The sequence below is a fragment of the Candidatus Palauibacter sp. genome (assembly GCF_965213655.1).
Lineage (GTDB): Bacteria > Gemmatimonadota > Gemmatimonadetes > Palauibacterales > Palauibacteraceae > Palauibacter.
On sequence record NZ_CBDBZT010000003.1, the window covers coordinates 1 to 17,903 of the forward strand.

Genomic DNA, 17,903 nt, shown 5'->3' on the forward strand with positions numbered 1-17,903 from the left:
GCGCACGTCGCCTACCCGGGACTCGGCAGCGAGCGGGCGGCCACGGTCGCGCCGAGCATCACCACGGGACTCCTCCGCGGACGGTTGGGTTTCAACGGAGTGGTGACGACGGACGCCATGATCATGGGTGGCGTGGGGCCCGACGATGCGAGCGCTGCGGTCGAGGCTGTCGCCGCGGGGTGCGACCTGATCTGCTACCCGAGCGATGCCCGTGCGACGATCGACGCGCTGGGTCGCGCCACCGGGGACGCGTTCTTCGCGGCCAGACTCGAGGATGCGGCGACCCGTTCAGCCCGCGGCTGCCCGCCTGCCGTGCGTTCCCTGCGGCCCGAGTTCGAACCGGTCGGCTTCGCCCGCGATACGATCGTGGGAGACCCGGGACTGCTGCGGGGTTGGACCCCGGAGGCGCCGACCCGGATCGTCGGGGTATCCGACGACCCCGATGTCGGACCCCCCGCCGGCCGGGCAGGGCCGCTGGGCACGATCGTCGCCGATGAGCTGCGCGCCGCCGGGTGGCGGATCGCGGACAGCGCCGACTCCCCACAGTGCATCGTCGTGCTCGCCGCGACGCCTCGCGGCTGGAAGGGCCGCGGCGCGCCCGCGGCCGACGTTCTCCGTCAGACACGCGCCCTCGTCCGCTCGGCCCGGCGCGGCCTCCTTGTACTGCTTGGCCACCGCCGCTGGCTCGATGTGCTCGGCGTGCCCGGTATCTGCGCGTGGTCCACCGAGACCGTGATGGAACGAGCCGCCGCCGATTGGCTGCGGTCCGCTGCAGCCACGGCTGCCGCGGGCACGCGCCCAGGGACGGGAAGCTCTTGAGTCCGGCCGACTGGTGGGTCGTCGCGACCTACCTCGCGCTCACCTTCGGCGTCGGGCTGTGGCTCTCGCGCCGGGCGCGGGGAAGCATCGTCGACTTTTTCGTCGGGGGACGGGCGCTGCCGTGGTGGCTCGCGGGGACGTCGATGGCCGCGACCACCTTTTCCGTGGACACGCCGCTCTACGTCTCGGCCCTCATCGCACGCCGGGGCATCGCCGGCAACTGGGAATGGTGGTCCTTCGGCCTTTCCCATCTCCTCCTCATCTACCTCTTCGCACGCCTGTGGCGCCGCGCCGGGATCGTCACGGATGTGGAATTGACGGAACTTCGCTACGGCGGCCGCCCCGCCGCGGTCCTGCGCGCCACGCGCGCCTTCCTGTTCGCGGTGCCGATCAACTGCATCTCGATCGGCTTCGTGATGCTGGCCATGCGCAAGGTCGTCGAGGCTCTCGGGCTCATCCCGGACCTGTCCGGCTGGATGCCGGGAGACGAGCGCCTGTGGGCCGTGGTGGCCCTCTCCATCTTCGTGCTCGCCTACGCGGGCATCGCCGGGCTGTGGGGCGTTGTCGCGACGGACTTCTTCCAGTTCTTCCTCGCGCTGTTCGGGGCGATCCTCGTCGCCGCCTTCGCCCTGGCGGACATCGGCGGGATCGCGGAACTCAAGGCCCAGCTCGCGGCGGCCGGGCGGAGTGATGTACTGAGGATGGTCCCCCGGCCCGGGTCCGAAGCCCTGCCGTTCGGGACCTTCCTGGCCTACCTCGGCATCCAGTGGTGGGCGTTCCGCCGCTCCGATGGCGGTGGCGAGTTCGTGCAGCGGCTCCTCGCTTGCCGCTCGGAAGCGGACGCCGAGCGCGCCGCCTGGTGGTTCGTGTGGCTCCACTACGTGGTCCGAGCCTGGCCCTGGGTGCTCGTTGGACTCGTAGCGGTCGTCGTCTTCCCCGATCTGGCCGATCCCGATCTGGGATATCCGATGCTCATGCTGCGCTACCTTCCCGCCGGCCTTCTGGGACTCGTGGTGGCCTCCTTCTTCGCTGCCTTCATGTCGACCGTCTCGACACAGATCAACTGGGGCGCGAGCTATCTTGTGAACGATCTGTACGCCCGCTTCGTCGACCCGGACGCCTCGTCCGCGAAACTCGTGTCGCTGGGCCGCCTCGCCTCGGCCGGCATCGTCGCCATCGCGACGGCGGCGGCGTTCTTCGCCAATGACATCGGGGCGCTCTTTCGCTTCATGATCGCCATTGGCACGGGGCCCGGGGCGGTGCTCATCCTGCGCTGGTTCTGGTGGCGGGTGAACGCCTGGGCGGAACTTGCCTCCATGCTCGCCGGTTTTGCCATCGCGCTCTGCTCCTACCTCCCGGCCTTCGGCGAGATGGAGTTCGGGACGCGGCTCGCGCTGACCGCCTTCGGCTCGGCGGCGGTGTGGCTGCCCGTGATGTGGCTCACGCGGGCGGAGGACGAGGAGACTCTGCTCGCGTTCTACCGACGGGTGCGGCCCGCCGGGCCGGGCTGGGGTGTGATTCGCGAGCGCGCGGGCGTCTCTCCCGACTTCCCCCTCCGCGAGGCGCTCCTGCGGACTGCGGGGGCGACGCTCCTCCTGTTCGGGGCGATGTTCGCCCTCGGCGCGGCGCTGCTGCTCGAGCCCCGTACCGCCGCGCTCTCCGCCGGTGTGGCGGCTCTGGGCGGAGCCGGCCTCTGGATTCTGCGCACCCGGCGGGCGATCTAGCAGGCCGGAACGAGCTCTGGCTCCGGGAGCGGTTCTCCAGCTTGACCACTACATATGGTGTAGTTATGATCTGGAGGCCACCACATATAGCGGTGCGTGTGGAAAAACCACCGGTTTTCGTGTGGAAAAGCTGTGGAGTCGTGGAAAACTCGCGACCCGATCCGCAACGATCGCACGAAACCGCAAAATCGATGGGCGCGGGGTAACGTCGATCCCCGCGCCCGTCGGGCTTCCCGGCCTAGGCCGGCATTCGACTCGCGCGGTCGTCGGGTCCCGGCCGAAGCCGGTTTTTTCCGTGGATTGATCTGACGTGTGGGACGGTTGAGAACAGGAAATGCGAGGACGGCGATGAATCCACCGGAGGTGGCGGTGCGGGAGGGCGCGGCGGCGAGCGCCCCGGTGCGGGGTGAAATGCGGATGGGATCCAATGCCAGGCCGGCCGACCTCGCCGAGCCCGGACTCACCGAGAACGCGCGAACGGTGCTGGCGCGCCGGTATCTGAAGAAGAATGACCGCGGCGAGCCCATCGAAGGGCCGCGCGACCTCTTCTGGCGCGTGGCCGATGTCATCGCGTCGCAGGATGGCCGCTACGGCGCGACGGACGAAGAAGTTCTCGAGCGCACGGAGCGCTTCTATCACCTCATGGCCGACGGCGTTTTCGAGCCGAACAGCCCCACGCTTATGAACGCCGGGCGTCCGCTCGGGCAGCTTTCCGCGTGCTTCGTGCTTCCCGTTCCGGACAGCCTCGACGGCATCTACGAGACGCTGCGGGACATGGCCCTCATCCATCAGAGCGGCGGCGGCACCGGGTTCGGTTTCAGTCGCCTTCGTCCCTCCGGCGACGTCGTCAAGTCGACGATGGGCGTGGCGAGCGGCCCGGTCAGCTTCATGGAGGTCTACGACGCCTCGACCGAGGCCGTGAAGCAGGGCGGCACGCGCCGGGGCGCGAACATGGGCATCCTGCGCGTCGACCATCCGGACATCCGTCACTTCATCAAGTGCAAGGCGGACAAGACCCGAATCACCAACTTCAACATTTCGGTCGGCGTCACCGACGCCTTCATGGCGGCGGTCCGGTCGGGTTCCGACTATGACCTCATCAGCCCGCGGAACGGCGAGGTCGTAGACCAACTGAACGCGGAGGAGGTGTTCACGAGCGTCATCGCCAGCGCGTGGCGGAACGGTGAGCCCGGGGTCTTCTTCATCGACGAGGCGAATCGCTACAACCCGGTCCCGCACCTCGGCGACTACGAGGCCACGAATCCGTGCGGAGAGCAGCCGCTGCTCGCCTACGACGTGTGCAATCTCGGCTCGATCAACGTCGGCCATTTCGTCGACGACCAGGGCGGGATCGACTGGGACGGGCTCGGCGAGGCCGTCCACGAGTCGACCCATTTCCTGGATAACGTCATAGACGCCAACCGATATCCGCTCCCGAAGATCGAGGACCTGTCGCAGCGGATCCGCCGAGTCGGCCTCGGGATCATGGGTTGGGCCGACATGCTCGTGAAGATCGGTGAACCCTATGGCTCCGAGCGGGCCGTCGAACTCGCGCGCGAAGTGATGGAATTCGTCGACGAGCAATGCAAGGTCGAGTCCGAACGGCTGGCCGCCGAGCGCGGCGTGTTCCCCGAGTGGGAGCGGTCCATCTGGGGACCGGACGAAACATGCGCGCGCGACGCCGAGGGCCAGCGGATTCGCCCCGAGCGTCGGCTTCGAAACTGCAATCTGACAACGGTCGCCCCCACAGGGACCATCTCGATCATTGCGGGGTGTTCAAGTGGGATCGAGCCGTTGTTCGCGGTCGCATTCATGAGGAATCAGGCAGGCGTGCTGATGCCGGATGTGAATCCGGACTTCGTGCGCCGTGCGAAGGAAGGGGGTTGGTACTCCGAGGAGCTGATGCAGCGCATCGCCGACGAGGGCCACATCCACTTCGATGAAGTGCCGGGGGACGTTCAGGGGATCTTCGTCACGGCGCACGATGTTCCGCCAGAGCAGCACATCCGCATGCAGGCGGCATTTCAGGCACACTGCGACTCCGCCATCTCGAAGACGTGCAATTTCGCGACATCCGCCACGGAGGAGGATGTGCGCAAGATCTACGAGATGGCGTACGAGTTGCGGTGCAAGGGGGTCACGGTCTACCGCGATGGGTCGCGCGACGAGCAGGTGCTGTCGACCGGCAGGACGGCGAAGGATGTCCAGCGTCAGACCAGCGAGAGCGGGTCGGCAGTGGCGGCGGACGGTGTGCGACTCGAGGCCGTAGAGGTGGACCCCGAACTCGCCGGAGATCTGGCGGGTACGCTGACCCGGCTCGCCGCCGCGGAGGCGCAGAACAGCGAGCTGCAGTCGCACAACCGGAAGCTGGAGAATGCCGTCGAGCAGAAGCAGCGGCGGATCACCGAACTCGAGGGCTCCAGGATGCGCCGCGTGGAGAGGCGGCAACGGCCCGTGGTCCTGCGGGGCCACACGCGGCAGATCGAGTCGCCGCTGGGTACGATGTACGTGACGATCAACGAGGACGACCAGGGTCGCCCTTTCGAGGTCTTTGTCGCCCTCGGCAAGACGGGAGGGGCGGCGATGGCGGACGCGGAAGCGATCGGGCGGCTGTGTTCACTCGCCCTCCGCTCCGGGATCTCTCTCCGTGACGTGCACAAGCAGTTGCGCGGGATCTCCTCCGACCGGGCCGTCGGACTCGGAGCGAGCAAGGTGCTTTCCGGCCCCGACGCGATCGCCCAGGTCATCGAACGCTACCTCGAAGAGAAGGAAGGGATTCAGCAGACGCTTCCCATCGAGGATGTCGAGACCGCTCGGCGGAAGAACACGAACGGGGGTGCCCGCTCGGCGCAGCGCCCCGTGATCGAGCGCTACCAGGAGTCGGCGGCGCGGCTCTTCCTCGGCGCGTGCACGGAGTGCGGCAGCAGCCTCGCCTTTGAGGAAGGCTGCGCGAAGTGCTACGCTTGCGGCTACAGCGAATGCGGCTGACGCCAACGGGTCATCCACAGCAGTAGATCGGGGGTGGACCGAGGTTGGATCGGCGCGCGGCCGCCCGCGGACCCAACCGCCAGGGGAAGCCCTTGAACACTCCCTCTTCTTCACGCCGGTCGACGAGATCCGTCGATATCGGAGGCGTCCGGGTGGGCAGCGCCCACCCCATCGTCGTCCAGTCGATGACGAACACCGATACGGCAGACGTGGCGGCCACGGCGGATCAGGTCCGGGCGCTGTACGAGGCGGGCTCGGAAATTGTTCGCATCACGGTGAACACGCCGCGTGCCGCCGGGGCGGTGCCGCGCATCGCGGAGCGTCTTTCCGATCAGGGCGTCGAAGTCCCGCTCGTCGGCGACTTCCATTTCAACGGGCACATCCTGCTGTCGGGCCATCCCGACTGCGCCGCCGCCCTCTCCAAGTTCCGTATCAACCCCGGTAACGTCGGGCGAAAACGGCGGGATGAGCAGTTCGCGACCATCGTCCGTTGCGCGATAGAGCACGACAAGCCGGTCCGCATCGGGGTCAACTGGGGCTCGCTGGACCAGGTGCTCCTCACCCGGCTCATGGATGAGAACGCACGCCGCGAGGAGCCGCTGGAAGCGCACAGGGTGACCCTCGACGCGATCGTGGAGAGCGCCCTCGCCTCCGCCGAAGCCGCGGAGAACCTGGGTCTCGGGCCCGACCGGATCGTGCTCAGCGCGAAGGTCTCGCGCGTTCCGGATCTCGTGACGGTGTACCGCGAACTCGCGTCCCGCTGCGATTACCCGCTACACCTCGGACTCACGGAAGCGGGCATGGGACGCAAGGGTACGGTCGCGTCCTCGGCCGCCCTCGCCATCCTGCTTTCCGAGGGGATCGGCGATACGATCCGCGTCTCGCTGACCCCGGAACCCGGCGCCGACCGAACCGAGGAGGTGCGGATCGCGCAGCAGCTTCTCCAGTCGCTCGAGTTGAGGAGCTTCAAGCCTCAGGTGACGGCGTGTCCCGGCTGTGGAAGGACGACGAGCACCTACTTCCAGCAACTGGCCCTCGACGTAGAGGGCCATATCGCGGACCGTCTTGCGGCTTGGCGCGAGCACTATCCGGGTGTGGAGGATCTGTCAGTGGCCGTCATGGGGTGCGTCGTGAACGGGCCCGGCGAGTCGAAGCACGCGGATATCGGGATCTCGCTGCCCGGAGTGGCGGAGGCGCCGACCGCGCCCGTCTACGTCGATGGCAAGCACCACTCGACGCTGCGCGGCGATGGAATTGTGGAGGAGTTTCTGCGGATTCTCGACGGATACGTCGAACGCCGCTTTTCCTGAAACTGCGGGGAGAACTGCCGGTTAGCGGCGGGCCTTCTGGCGACGCCGACGCCGACGCCGACGCCGTTCCGCCGCCTTCATCTTGCGGCGGCGCGCCTCGCTCGGCTTCTCGTAGAACCGGTGCTTCTTGATATCCCGGAAGATCCCGGCTCGCTGGACCTTGCGGCGGAACTTCCGCAGCGCGCGGTCGAGTTCTTCGTTATCGCGTAGCGTGTACTGCAAGTTTATGCCTCCTGGCAGGGCAACTCTGGCGGCCCGTAGGCGCAACGGGGCGAAGTTTAGCGGCCCCCTCGGCGGCGCGTCAAATGTTTCACCGTGCGCCGCCAATCCCCGATCCTCTCCCGAACCGCGTCCGGGGGCTGCGTCCGCCGCGGGACGGGCCGCGAAGTTTGCATCGCGGGCATGTTCACGCCTATAGTAGGATCTGGAAGCCCGAGGACCGTGCGGCTGGGATGAAGGGGAATCGAGGAGATTGTCCAACCTTCCGGCGGCACGGTCTTTTGCGTCTCTGGCTGCAACGTAAGGCGTAAGGAGGCTGGACATGGCAGTTGCCATCTCATCGGACGGCACCCTCGAACTCGAAGGCCACGCCTATCTGATCCCCGCAGAATTCTCCGCCCGCGAAGTCTACAGTTACCGCCGCCTCATGGAGCCGATCCCGGACATCCCCGGTGGTACGAGCCTCAACCCCGAACAGCGCCGCCGCCAGCGCGCTTACTTTCTCCGCCGTGCCGCCGCCTGTATCATCCCCGGCTTGCAGGTGAAATCCCTCGAGGGGCTCCCGCTCGGCCAGTTGCAGCACATGCACGAGTGGATCGTAGCCCACCGACCCGATCTCTCGGAGGCTGGCCGGCTGCCCGGATAGGAACCGTGGCCTCCCACGCCACTTGGGCCACGGATGAGCGCAGGTTTCCGCAGAGCGAAAATCGTCAGCACGATCGGACCCGCCTCGTGGGATCGCGACGTGCTGCACGACCTGATTGAGGCCGGCACCGACGCAGCCCGCATCAACTTCACACATACCCCGACGGATCGTGCCGCCCGGCTGGTGCGGACGATCTCCGACGTGGCCCGCGATGTCGGCCGGCCCGTTGCGATCATCGGTGACCTGGGGGGGCCGAAGATCCGGGTCGGAGAGCTGCCGGGCGATCAGCTCGACATCGAGCCTGAAGGCACGTACTGGTTCTTCCCCGAAGGCGAAGACCCTCCCGCGGACAGCACGCCGCGCGGGCGGATTCCGACCACATATCCGGAGTTGGCCGAGGAGGTTGAGCCCGGAACCCGGATCCTTCTGGACGATGGGCACTTCGAGTTCGCGGTCCGGGAAGTCTCCGATGACCCCCCGTGGGTCTCGGCCGTGGCCGTCAGCTCCGGCGTCCTCAAGTCGCAGAAGGGGATCAACCTGCCGGGCGTCCGGGTCGGGGCGCCGGCGCTGACCGAGAAGGACATCGCCGACATCGAGTTCTCCGCTGAACACGTCATGGACTACCTGGCGCTGAGCTTCGTGCGGCAGCCGTCCGACCTCGAGACGACCCGCCAGAAAATGGACCGGGGGTGCCTGCTCATCGCGAAGATCGAAAAGTCGCAGGCGCTGGAGAACCTGACGGAGATCTTGCCGCTGAGCGACGCCGTCATGGTCGCCCGGGGAGACCTCGGGGTGGAGCTGCCGTACGAGGAAGTCCCGATGATCCAGAAGCGGATCATCGGCATCGCGCAGGAAAGGGCGCGGCCCGTGATCACGGCGACGCAGATGCTGGAGTCGATGATCGAGAGCCCGCAGCCCACGCGGGCGGAGGTGTCGGATGTCGCAAATGCCCTCCTCGACGGCACGGACGCGGTGATGCTCTCCGCGGAGACGGCCGCGGGCGGGTACCCGGTACAGGCCGTCCGCACGATGGACCGGATCATCCGCCGCATCGAGCACGAACGGCTCGGACGGACCGGGCGCGCCGGCAAGCAGGTGGAAGGCTTCTCGAAGATCCAGCAGACAACATCGGGAGCGATTGCGGCGTCGTCGCTGATCGCGGTCGAGCGCGTGGGCTCGCCGTTCATCGTGACCTTCACGCAGAGCGGCTATACGGCCCGCATCGTATCGGCGCAGCGGCCCTCGGTCCCCATCCTCGCCATCACGGACCAGTGGAGGACGTACAACCAGCTGGCGCTCGTGTGGGGCGTGCAGCCGATCCTCTTCCACGGCGGCATCAGCTATTCGAGCATGCTCGACAAGGCCCGGGACGTGGCCCTCGAACTCGGCATGGGCGAATCGGGGCAGCGTTTCGTGGTGACGGCCGGCGTCCCGTTCCACGTTCCCGGCACGACGAACATGATGCGCGTCGAAGAGTTGTGATCCGCCTCTTTTGCCGCTGACGCCCGACCCGTGAGAATCCGTTTTCTCGGTACCGGCACTTCCTTCGGGGTTCCGGTGATCGGTTGCGGCTGCGCGACCTGCCGCTCGCCGGACCCCAGGGACCGACGTACGCGCCATGGACTGCTCATCGAAAGCGGCGACATCCGTCTCCTTGTGGACACCCCGCCGGAGCTTCGGCTTCAGTTGCTGCAGGCCGGCGTTGAGCGGCTGGATGCCGTCTTTCTTTCGCACGAGCACGCGGACCATACGCACGGGATCGACGATCTGCGGATCTTCTCGCTGAGGCAGCGCCGGCCCATCCCGCTCTACCTGGCCCGCGAGTTCGAGGCCGGGATCCGGAGCCGCTTCTCGTATATCTGGGGTGACGCCCGTCCCCAGCCCGGATCCGCCGTGCCCCGGCTTGATCTGACGCTGTTCGAGGACCGCGATGTCATCGCGCCCGGCGGGCTCGAGATGCAGGTGGTGGCGCTTCCGCACGGCGTGTACCGCAGCTACGGGTTCCGCCTCGGCGGTCTCGGGGTTCTGATCGACGCGAAGTCCGTGCCCGACGATGCGATGGCCGTGTTCGCCGACGCCGATGTCCTCGTCATGAACGCGCTCTGGTTCGGCGACCCCCACCCGGGACACTTCTCGATGGAGGAGGCCGCGGCGACGGCGCGCCGACTCGGGGCCGGGCGGACGTACCTGACGCACATTGCGCACAGGACGAGGCACATGGAGATCGAGCGGCGCCTCCCCGCCGGCGTGGCGCCCGCCTACGACGGACTGGTGGTGGAGCTGTGACGGCGCCCCGGAGCACGGAGCGCATCCGGAATTTCTGCATCATCGCGCACATCGACCACGGGAAGTCGACGCTGGCCGACCGGTTGCTCGAGCGTACCGGAGCCGTGGACGCGCGCCGGATGCGGAAGCAGGTCCTCGACTCGATGGAACTCGAACAGGAACGCGGGATCACGATCAAACTCAACGCGATCCGCATGGCCTACGGGTACCGGGACGGCGGCGAGTATCAGCTCAACCTGATCGATACGCCGGGGCACGTCGACTTCGCCTACGAAGTGAGCCGCAGTCTCACCGCGTGCGAGGGAGCGCTGCTCGTCGTCGACGCGACGCAGGGGATCGAGGCGCAGACGCTGGCGAACCTGTTCCTCGCGCTCGAGGCGGATCTCGAGGTCGTCCCCGTCATCAACAAGATCGATCTTCCCGCCGCGGACCCGGAACGAGTCACGGCCGAGGTCTCCGAACTCCTGGGCGTCGACCCCGCTTCCACGCTGTGCGTCTCGGCGAAGGAGGGGGAGGGGATCGACGCGGTTCTCGACGCCATCGTCGAGCGCATCCCGGCCCCGCGCGGAGACCCCGAAGCACCGCTTCGGGCGTTGATCTTCGACTCGCAGTACGACCGCTATCGCGGAGCGATGCCCATGCTGCGGGTCGTGGATGGCGAGTTGCGCGAGGGCATGCGCATCGGTTTCGGACGCCACGAGGCGGTTTACGAGGTCGACGAGGTCGGCTTCATGCGGCTCGGTTTCGAGCGCACCGGCGCTCTCCGCTGCGGGGAGGTCGGATATCTCACCGCCCAGATCAAGAACGTGGACCATACGCGCGTCGGCGATACGGTGCTGGACGCCGGAAATCGCGCTGCGGAGGTTCTCCCCGGCTACCGGGAAGCGAAGCCGATGGTCTTCGCCGGCCTCTATCCGACGGACTCCGACCAGTTCGAGGAACTCCGCGAAGCGCTCGAGAAGCTCCAGCTGAACGACGCGAGTCTTCACTACGAGCCGGAGACCTCGGGCGCGCTCGGCTTCGGCTTCCGGTGCGGCTTCCTGGGGCTCCTCCACCTGGAGATCGTGCAGGAGAGGCTGGACCGGGAGTTCGGCGTCGACCTCATCACGACGCTGCCCAGCGTGGAGTACCAGGTGACGCTCACGAACGACGACGAGATCCAGCTCGAAAACCCGTCGAAGATGCCCGATCGCGTCCACATCAGCGAAGTGCGGGAGCCCTTCGTCCGGGTTCGCGTCGTGTCGCCGGCCGAGTACATCGGCGCGATCCAGAAGATCTGCCACGATCGGCGCGGGAAGTACGTCGACCTTCAGTATCTGGATCCCACCCGGGTCGAGATCTCGTATTCGATGCCGCTGGGCGAGATCGTGCTCGACTTCTACGACAAACTGAAGTCCGTCTCTCGCGGATACGCTTCGCTCGACTACGAGGTGACGGGCCACGAGCGCTCGGACCTGGTGAAGCTGGACATCCTCCTCAACGGGGCGTCGGTGGATGCGCTGAGCGTCATCGTGCATCGGAGCCGGGCCTACGACTTCGGGCAGAAGATGGCCCGCAAGCTCAAGGAACTCATCCCCCGGCAGCTCTTCGACGTGGCGATCCAGGCGGCGATCGGGCGGGATGTGATCGCGAGGACGACGGTGAAGGCGCTGCGCAAGAACGTGACCGCCAAGTGCTACGGCGGCGACATCACGCGCAAACGGAAGCTCCTCGAGAAGCAGCGGGAGGGGAAGCGGCGCATGAAACAGGTCGGGAGCGTCGAGATCCCCCAGGAGGCCTTTCTCGCCGTCCTGCAGGTCGAGAGCGACTAGTGTGGCGCGGAACTGGAGCGGTTCGGCCTGCCGGTCTATGATTCTCCTGCGGGTGGTCGGTGGCGGGCCGTCGTCCCGTCGGGAAGAAGCGGATCGGGGGTCGTGAGCGGGATGGATCACATCATTGGCGTCGACCTCGGGGGCACGGCGATCAAGGTCGGAGCCGTGCCGGTGGACGGCGGTACCGTGCTGGGAATGCGCAGCCTGCCGACCGACGCGCATATCGGCGCCAAATTCGTCGTGGATCGGATCGTGTCGATGATCCTCGACGTGAAACGCGATGCGACCCGCGAGGGAGGATTCGGGGAGGACGCGATCTTGGGCGTCGGGATGGGAGCGCCCGGCCCTCTGGACCGCGAGACGGGAACCGTGGTCGAGACGCCGAACCTGGGGTGGCGAAACTTCCCGCTGCGTGACCTGATCGTGAAGGGGACGGGATTCGAGGCGGAACTCGACAACGATGCGAACGCCGCCACGCTCGGAGAATGGTGGCGAGGTGCGGGCCGCGGGGTCGACCACCTGGTGGGCGTCACCTTGGGGACGGGCATCGGGGGCGGCCTCATGCTGGACGGCGAACTCTACCACGGCGCCTCGGACGTGGCGGCGGAGATCGGACACATGACGATCGATTCCACCGGACGGAAGTGCGGGTGCGGGAACTACGGATGCCTGGAGGCCTACGCCTCCGGTCCGGCGATTGCGTCTCGCGCGGTGGATGGACTCAAGGCGGGTGCGGAGAGCATGTTGCCGGCCCTCGTGGAGGGCGACCTGCGCGCGATTACGGCTGAGACGGTGTCCGACGCCATCGTGGCCGGCGACGAGTACGCCGGGGACGTGATGCGGGAGACGGCGCGCTATCTCGGGACCGGTCTGGCGAACCTCATCAACGTTCTCAACCCGGAGATGATCGTCGTGTCCGGCGGCGTGACGCGCGCGGGCAGGCACCTTTTCGATCCCTTGCGCCGCGAGGTGAGGAAGCGGGCGTTCCGGCCGGCCGCCGAGGCGTGCCGGATCGTGCGCACCGAACTCGGCGGCATGGCGGGCGTCATCGGCGCGGCCGCCGTGTTCCGCGTCGCGCGCCTCGGACCTCTCTGAGTTACCGATGCCGCGTCTCGGGGTCGTGGGGACGATGGTGTGGGATACGATCCGCGCACGAGATGTCGGCCGGGAGGGGCCGGTCGAGGAATGGGGCGGCATCGCCTACGCGCTGGCCGCGGCCGACGCCGCTGTGGCGGAGGCCGGGGAGGGCTGGACGCTGTTCCCGATTCTCAAGGTCGGGCAGGACATGCGCGGGGCCGCGGACCTCTTCCTCGGCGGCCTTGAGCGGATCGATTCCCTCGATGGCGTGTGGACCGTGGCGGAGCCGAACAACCGGGTCGAACTCATCTACGTCGACGACGCGCGCCGCAGCGAGAAACTCAGGGGGGGAGTGCCGGGCTGGACCCGGGACGAGTTGTTGCCCCTCGCACGCTCCTGCGACGCGATCTACGTGAATTTCATAGCGGGCTGGGAGGTGGAGCTGGCCGCGGCCGCGGCACTCCGGACGGCGGCGGGGGGGCCGGTATATGCGGATCTGCACTCGCTGCTGCTCGGCGTGGGGGCGGACGGCGTGCGTTCCCCGCGTCCACTCGAAAACTGGCGCGCCTGGCTCTCCTGCTTCGACGTCGTGCAGCTGAACGAAGACGAACTCGACACGCTGACGGCGGGCTGGGAAGATCCTTGGGCGCTCGCCGCGGATGTCGTGGGTCCGGTCACTCGCGGCCTCCTCGTCACGCTTGGGGAGCGCGGCGCTGCCTGGGTTGCGACCCGCAGCTTCTGGAAGGCGCCGACAGCCTCGCCCCCCCCGCCCGATGCCCTGGCGCCCGCGGAAGCGCTCGTGAGCGGGAAGGTGGAGCCCGAAGTCCCCGTGTCGGGAGGCGACCCGACGGGCTGCGGTGATGTGTGGGGGGCGACCTGCTTCGTGACGATGCTGAGCGGCGGCGATCTCGAGTCCTCCGTGAGGGCGGCCACGCAGGCGGCGCAACGCAACGCCCGCTTCCGCGGCGCGTCCGGGCTGGCCGAATTCCTGCGCTCCGAGACCGGCCTCCTCACGGGCCGGGCAGCGAGTCGGCCGCGGAGTCCCGCATGAGCCGTGTCGTCCGCGTGCCCGCGACTCTGGATGAGGCTTCCTTCGAGACACTGGTCCGGCGCGCACGCTCCGGTGGCAACGCGAATGCGCGGCTCCTGCTGGATGCGCGGGCCATTCGGTGGGTTTCGCCGTACGGGCTCATCGGCCTTCTCGCCGTCGGCCAGGAGGCGCGACTGCGTACGGGGCTGGCGCCGCTGATCGAACCTCCGCGAGACGCCGAGGTCCGCTCCTATATCAACCGCATGCGATTCTGGCCCGCGGCCGCGGAGGTGTTCGACTTGAAGCGGCTGCCGAAGCCCGCTCTCGAGATTTCCGACGCCCTGATCGAAATCACCTCGATCCGCTCCCACGAGGACGTCCACTCGGTGGTGGAGGGCGTGCGCGACCGTGCCCAGCGCATCCTGCACGACCGGCTCGGCTACCCCAAGCCTGCTGTGATCCATTTCTCCGTCATGTTGTCGGAGGTGTGCCAGAACATCCTCGAGCACGCCGACTCGATCGGCTGGGTGTGTGCGCAGAGGTACCGGTGGCAGCGGCGTCTGGGCCGCGACGTCGTGGTGCTCGCCGTCATGGATGTGGGGGTGGGCTTCGAGGGCTCGCTGGGAGCCGAACAAGCCCGGCGGTACGGAGAGCGCTGGTCGGCGGCTGCGGCGCTGGAGGCGGCCTTTCTGCACGGCGAATCGCGCTTCGCGGATCCCGGCCGCGGCCAGGGCTTGCAGGCGATCCGAAGTCAGGTCATCAAGTGGAACGGCGCCGTCCGCATCCGGAGCGGCGATGCGAGCATCGCCAGGGTGCCGGACTGGGATGAAGGCGAGCCGCTGAGCAGGAACCTGCCGCGTTTTCCCGGTGCTCAGGTGCTGATCGTCCTCCCCGAGCGGGTCGAGGGGGAAGGGACATGATTTCGTGAGGCCGACCATCGCTCACACGACGCTGTTCAGCTACCTCGTCACGCGTCCTACCGGCCGGACGGTGCGCGCGACCGTCGAACGCCAGATTGCCGAAGCAGGCACCACGGTCCTGGCGGTACTCGACCTGCGTCATGTGCCGCTGATCGACTTTTCCTGCGCGGACGAGATCGTCGCGAAGCTCGTCCTGCTCACGTCCGACGCTTCCACGCGCCTTTCGTTCATCCTCTTCCGCGGGATTGCGGACCACCACTTCGAACCGATCGACTCGGTCCTCCGGCGCCGCGGGCTCGCGGCCGCCGCCGAGAGCGCCGATGGGAAGCCGCTGCTGATGGGCGCCCTCGATCCCGGCGCCACAGCGGTGTGGCGCGAGATCTGGAGTCTCGGCCGCACGGGCGCCTCTCCGCTCGCCGCCCGGCTCGAGCTTCCTCGCGACTGCGTACGCGGGCTACTTGATGACCTTGTCGCCCGGGCGCTCGTGATTCGCGACGGCGAGCGCTATGTGTCGCTCCGCCACGCCCTGCTCGATGCGGCACCGCCATCTCCCGCTCGCACGGACCGTGAGGACCCGTGAGCCTTCGGCGCCGAGGGGGAGTCATCCTGGTGGCCGGCTTCGTGATCGTGGGGGTTCTCACGACGTTTGCGTGGTTCCATCTGCAGCGATCCATGCAGCCGAGGTCAGGCCGGCACATCCTCGCCGGCCTGACAGCGCCCGCCGTGGTGACGTTCGATGAGTGGGCGATTCCCTCGATCTCCGCCGAGACCGAACTCGACGCGCTGCGCATCCAGGGTTTCGTGCACGCGTCCGAGCGGCTGTGGCAGATGGAACTCTTCCAACGGGTCGCGCGGGGGCGTCTGGCGGAACTCTTCGGCCCGGCGGTCCTCGAGGCGGACCGTCTCATGCGCACGCTGGATGTGTGGTCGGCGGCCGGTCGCGAACTCGAAGGGGTGACAGCGGCGGATCGAGCCCTGCTGGAGGCCTACGCGGAGGGTGTCAACGCACGGATCGCGAGCTGGCGCGGGGCGTGGCCCCCGGAATTCGTCATCCTCGGAATCGAGCCCCAGCCCTGGAGTCCTCAGGCGGCCCTCTCGATCGGCAGGATCATGTCGCTGGATCTCTCCGAGTGGCGGGAAGAACTGGACCGAATAAACGCGCTCGCGACGCTCGACGCGGATCACCGGCGGGCGCTGGGGGCCGGATACCCCGCCTGGGGGCCCACCATCCTCCAGGACACGCTCCCCTCCGGCACTCCCCCGCCGCGTCTCGCCTTCACCGAGACCTTGAGTCCTGCGGATGCGAGCGCCGCGGCTTCGTCCCCCGACCCTCTGATCTATCTCTCCCGCTTCGGTTTCCACGCCTCGAACTCATGGGCGCTGGCGGGATCGCGCACCGCGGATGGTGTTCCACTGCTCGCAAACGACATGCACCTCGCCCTCCGGGCACCGTCCACCTGGTACCTCAACTCGATCACGGCCGAAGATTCGGACCTGGCTGTCGCGGGCCTCTCGATCCCGGGAACTCCAGGCGTCATCGTCGGACTCAACCGGAACGTCGCATGGTCGTTCACGAACGCGGAGGTGGACGACGCGGACTTCGTCGTCGAGGGCATCAACCTCGACGGGTCGATGTATCGCCACTCCGATGACTGGCGACCCTTCGAGACGCGGACAGAAGAGATCCGTGTGCGCGGGCGTGACGAGCCGGAGAAGTGGGTCGTACGTTCGACGACCCGCGGCCCCGTGATTACCGATGTCGCACCGGCCGGGGGACTCACACTGTCACTGCTCTGGACCGGACTCGAGCCCGGGGGGCCAGTTGCCGCGCTCCTCGCGATGAACCGGGCCTCCGACGCGGACGCGTTCGTGGAGGCGGTCGCGCACTTTCGTTCGCCCCACCAGAACGTGATCTACGCGGCGTCGAGCGGAGAAATCGGCTACCGCATGGCGGGGTCCGTGCCCCTGCGCCCGGCGGGGGTGGGCGCCTCCCCGATCTCCTTCGAGCGCCTGCCCGCGGGCTGGCCGGGCCTCTGGCCACCGGAGGCGATGCCGGTGCTACGAAACCCGGGAGAGGGATACCTGGTCAGCGCGAACAACCTCCAGGCGTGGTCCCTGTTCGGACAGGTGGGTGCGTACTACCCCGCGCCGTTCCGGGCCCGGCGCCTCGATGACCTCGTGTCTGGCGCGTCGGGCTGGACGGTGGAGGACATGCGCGAGACGCAGCTGGACAGCCACAGCCTCTGGGCCGAGCGCTACCGGCCACGCGCCGTCCGGGCCGCCCGCCGCGCGGGACTCGATTCACTCGCGCTCCTGCTCGAACGCTGGGACCTGCGCACCGAGACCGAAGCTCGGGGCGCCGTTCCTTTCTTTACCTGGCTCTACCGTCTGCGCGAACTCATCGCAGCCGACGAGTTCGAGGACGGAGACGGGTGGTTTCCCGATCTCGCCTTCATGGAGATCGTCGAAACCGGAGACAGCGCCTGGATCGACGATGCGCGCACGCCGGAAGTCGAACGCCTCGAGACGCTTGAGGAGGAGGCGGCCCGTACGGCAGCGATCGTGTCTGGAAGGTCGTGGGGAGAGGTGCATCGCGAGAGGTCGGCCCACCCGCTCGGTACCGTGGCGTTGCTCGACCGCCTGTTTGGTTTCCACGTCGGACCCTATCCATCGCGTGGCGGGCCCCACACCGTTCGCCCCGACGCCCCGTCGCTGAGATCCCGTCTCGACTCAACGGCGTGGAGGTACCCGGTCGTGAGCGAATACGGCCCCAGCGCGAGATTCGTCGCCCGCGCTGTGCCCGCGGACATGGCGGGCTACTTCCTGCTGCCCACGGGGCAGGCCGGGAATCCACTCGATCCACATTATCGAGACATGGGAGCGGTATGGACCGAAAGTCCGCTCATCGAACTCCGCCCGGGCCGTCCGTCCGTAGCGGTGGAAAGCGAGCTCCTCTTTCTTCCCGGCTCTCGTTGACCGCCGGACGGCGGAAACCTACCTTTCTCACACCCTTTGGAACGTCGACTTCGAGGTGTCGGCAGGGCACGGAAGCGCTCCCCGACCCACGTTAGGA

Annotated in this window: 14 protein-coding genes; 13 read left to right on the forward strand and 1 reads right to left on the reverse strand. The window is 67.8% G+C overall.

Annotated features, from left to right (window positions below):
* The 4 genes from ACOOGH_RS02125 to ispG form a co-directional block, all read left to right on the forward strand.
* On the forward strand, positions 1-819 hold an 819-nt coding region (locus tag ACOOGH_RS02125; protein ID WP_420447353.1), incomplete at its 5' end, for a glycoside hydrolase family 3 N-terminal domain-containing protein.
* Positions 816-2,543, forward strand: coding sequence for a sodium:solute symporter family protein (locus tag ACOOGH_RS02130; protein ID WP_420447354.1), 1,728 nt, complete (start codon positions 816-818; stop codon positions 2,541-2,543). The genes ACOOGH_RS02125 and ACOOGH_RS02130, both read left to right, overlap by 4 nt.
* A 348-nt stretch (positions 2,544-2,891) precedes the next feature.
* Positions 2,892-5,531: a vitamin B12-dependent ribonucleotide reductase gene (locus ACOOGH_RS02135; RefSeq protein WP_420450042.1), complete on the forward strand. Its 2,640-nt coding sequence runs from the start codon at positions 2,892-2,894 to the stop codon at positions 5,529-5,531.
* A 152-nt stretch (positions 5,532-5,683) separates the two neighbouring features.
* A complete protein-coding gene (gene ispG / locus ACOOGH_RS02140) occupies positions 5,684-6,841 on the forward strand; it encodes a flavodoxin-dependent (E)-4-hydroxy-3-methylbut-2-enyl-diphosphate synthase (protein ID WP_420447355.1) in 1,158 nt (385 codons plus the stop codon).
* A gap of 21 nt (positions 6,842-6,862) precedes the next feature.
* On the opposite strand, the gene rpsU is transcribed toward ispG, so the two are convergent.
* Positions 6,863-7,063 carry a 30S ribosomal protein S21 gene (gene rpsU / locus ACOOGH_RS02145; RefSeq protein ID WP_310756486.1) on the reverse strand — a complete coding sequence of 67 codons (201 nt, stop codon included), beginning with the start codon at positions 7,061-7,063 and terminating at the stop codon, positions 6,863-6,865.
* A 319-nt stretch (positions 7,064-7,382) separates the two neighbouring features.
* On the opposite strand from rpsU, the gene ACOOGH_RS02150 reads away from it, so the two are divergent.
* From ACOOGH_RS02150 to ACOOGH_RS02190, 9 genes are all read left to right on the forward strand, one after another.
* Complete coding sequence (locus ACOOGH_RS02150) at positions 7,383-7,706, forward strand: hypothetical protein (protein ID WP_420447356.1); 324 nt, start codon at positions 7,383-7,385, stop codon at positions 7,704-7,706.
* 33 nt (positions 7,707-7,739) lie between these two features.
* Complete coding sequence (gene pyk / locus ACOOGH_RS02155; RefSeq protein WP_420447357.1) at positions 7,740-9,188, forward strand: pyruvate kinase; 1,449 nt, start codon at positions 7,740-7,742, stop codon at positions 9,186-9,188.
* Between the two features lie 30 nt (positions 9,189-9,218).
* Entirely contained in the window at positions 9,219-9,992 is a 774-nt protein-coding gene (locus ACOOGH_RS02160) for an MBL fold metallo-hydrolase (RefSeq protein ID WP_420447358.1), read from the forward strand.
* Positions 9,989-11,803, forward strand: coding sequence for a translation elongation factor 4 (lepA, locus tag ACOOGH_RS02165; RefSeq protein ID WP_420447359.1), 1,815 nt, complete (start codon positions 9,989-9,991; stop codon positions 11,801-11,803). Before ACOOGH_RS02160 ends, lepA begins: the two co-directional genes overlap by 4 nt.
* Before the next feature lie 111 nt (positions 11,804-11,914).
* Positions 11,915-12,898 carry an ROK family protein gene (locus tag ACOOGH_RS02170; protein ID WP_420450043.1) on the forward strand — a complete coding sequence of 328 codons (984 nt, stop codon included), beginning with the start codon at positions 11,915-11,917 and terminating at the stop codon, positions 12,896-12,898.
* Between the two features lie 7 nt (positions 12,899-12,905).
* Entirely contained in the window at positions 12,906-13,931 is a 1,026-nt protein-coding gene (locus ACOOGH_RS02175) for a hypothetical protein (protein ID WP_420447360.1), read from the forward strand.
* Complete coding sequence (locus ACOOGH_RS02180) at positions 13,928-14,830, forward strand: hypothetical protein (protein WP_420447361.1); 903 nt, start codon at positions 13,928-13,930, stop codon at positions 14,828-14,830. Before ACOOGH_RS02175 ends, ACOOGH_RS02180 begins: the two co-directional genes overlap by 4 nt.
* A 4-nt stretch (positions 14,831-14,834) precedes the next feature.
* Positions 14,835-15,410, forward strand: a complete 576-nt coding sequence (locus ACOOGH_RS02185) for a hypothetical protein (protein WP_420447362.1) — start codon at positions 14,835-14,837, stop codon at positions 15,408-15,410.
* Positions 15,407-17,806 carry a penicillin acylase family protein gene (locus tag ACOOGH_RS02190; protein ID WP_420447363.1) on the forward strand — a complete coding sequence of 800 codons (2,400 nt, stop codon included), beginning with the start codon at positions 15,407-15,409 and terminating at the stop codon, positions 17,804-17,806. Before ACOOGH_RS02185 ends, ACOOGH_RS02190 begins: the two co-directional genes overlap by 4 nt.
* Positions 17,807-17,903 lie beyond the last annotated feature (97 nt).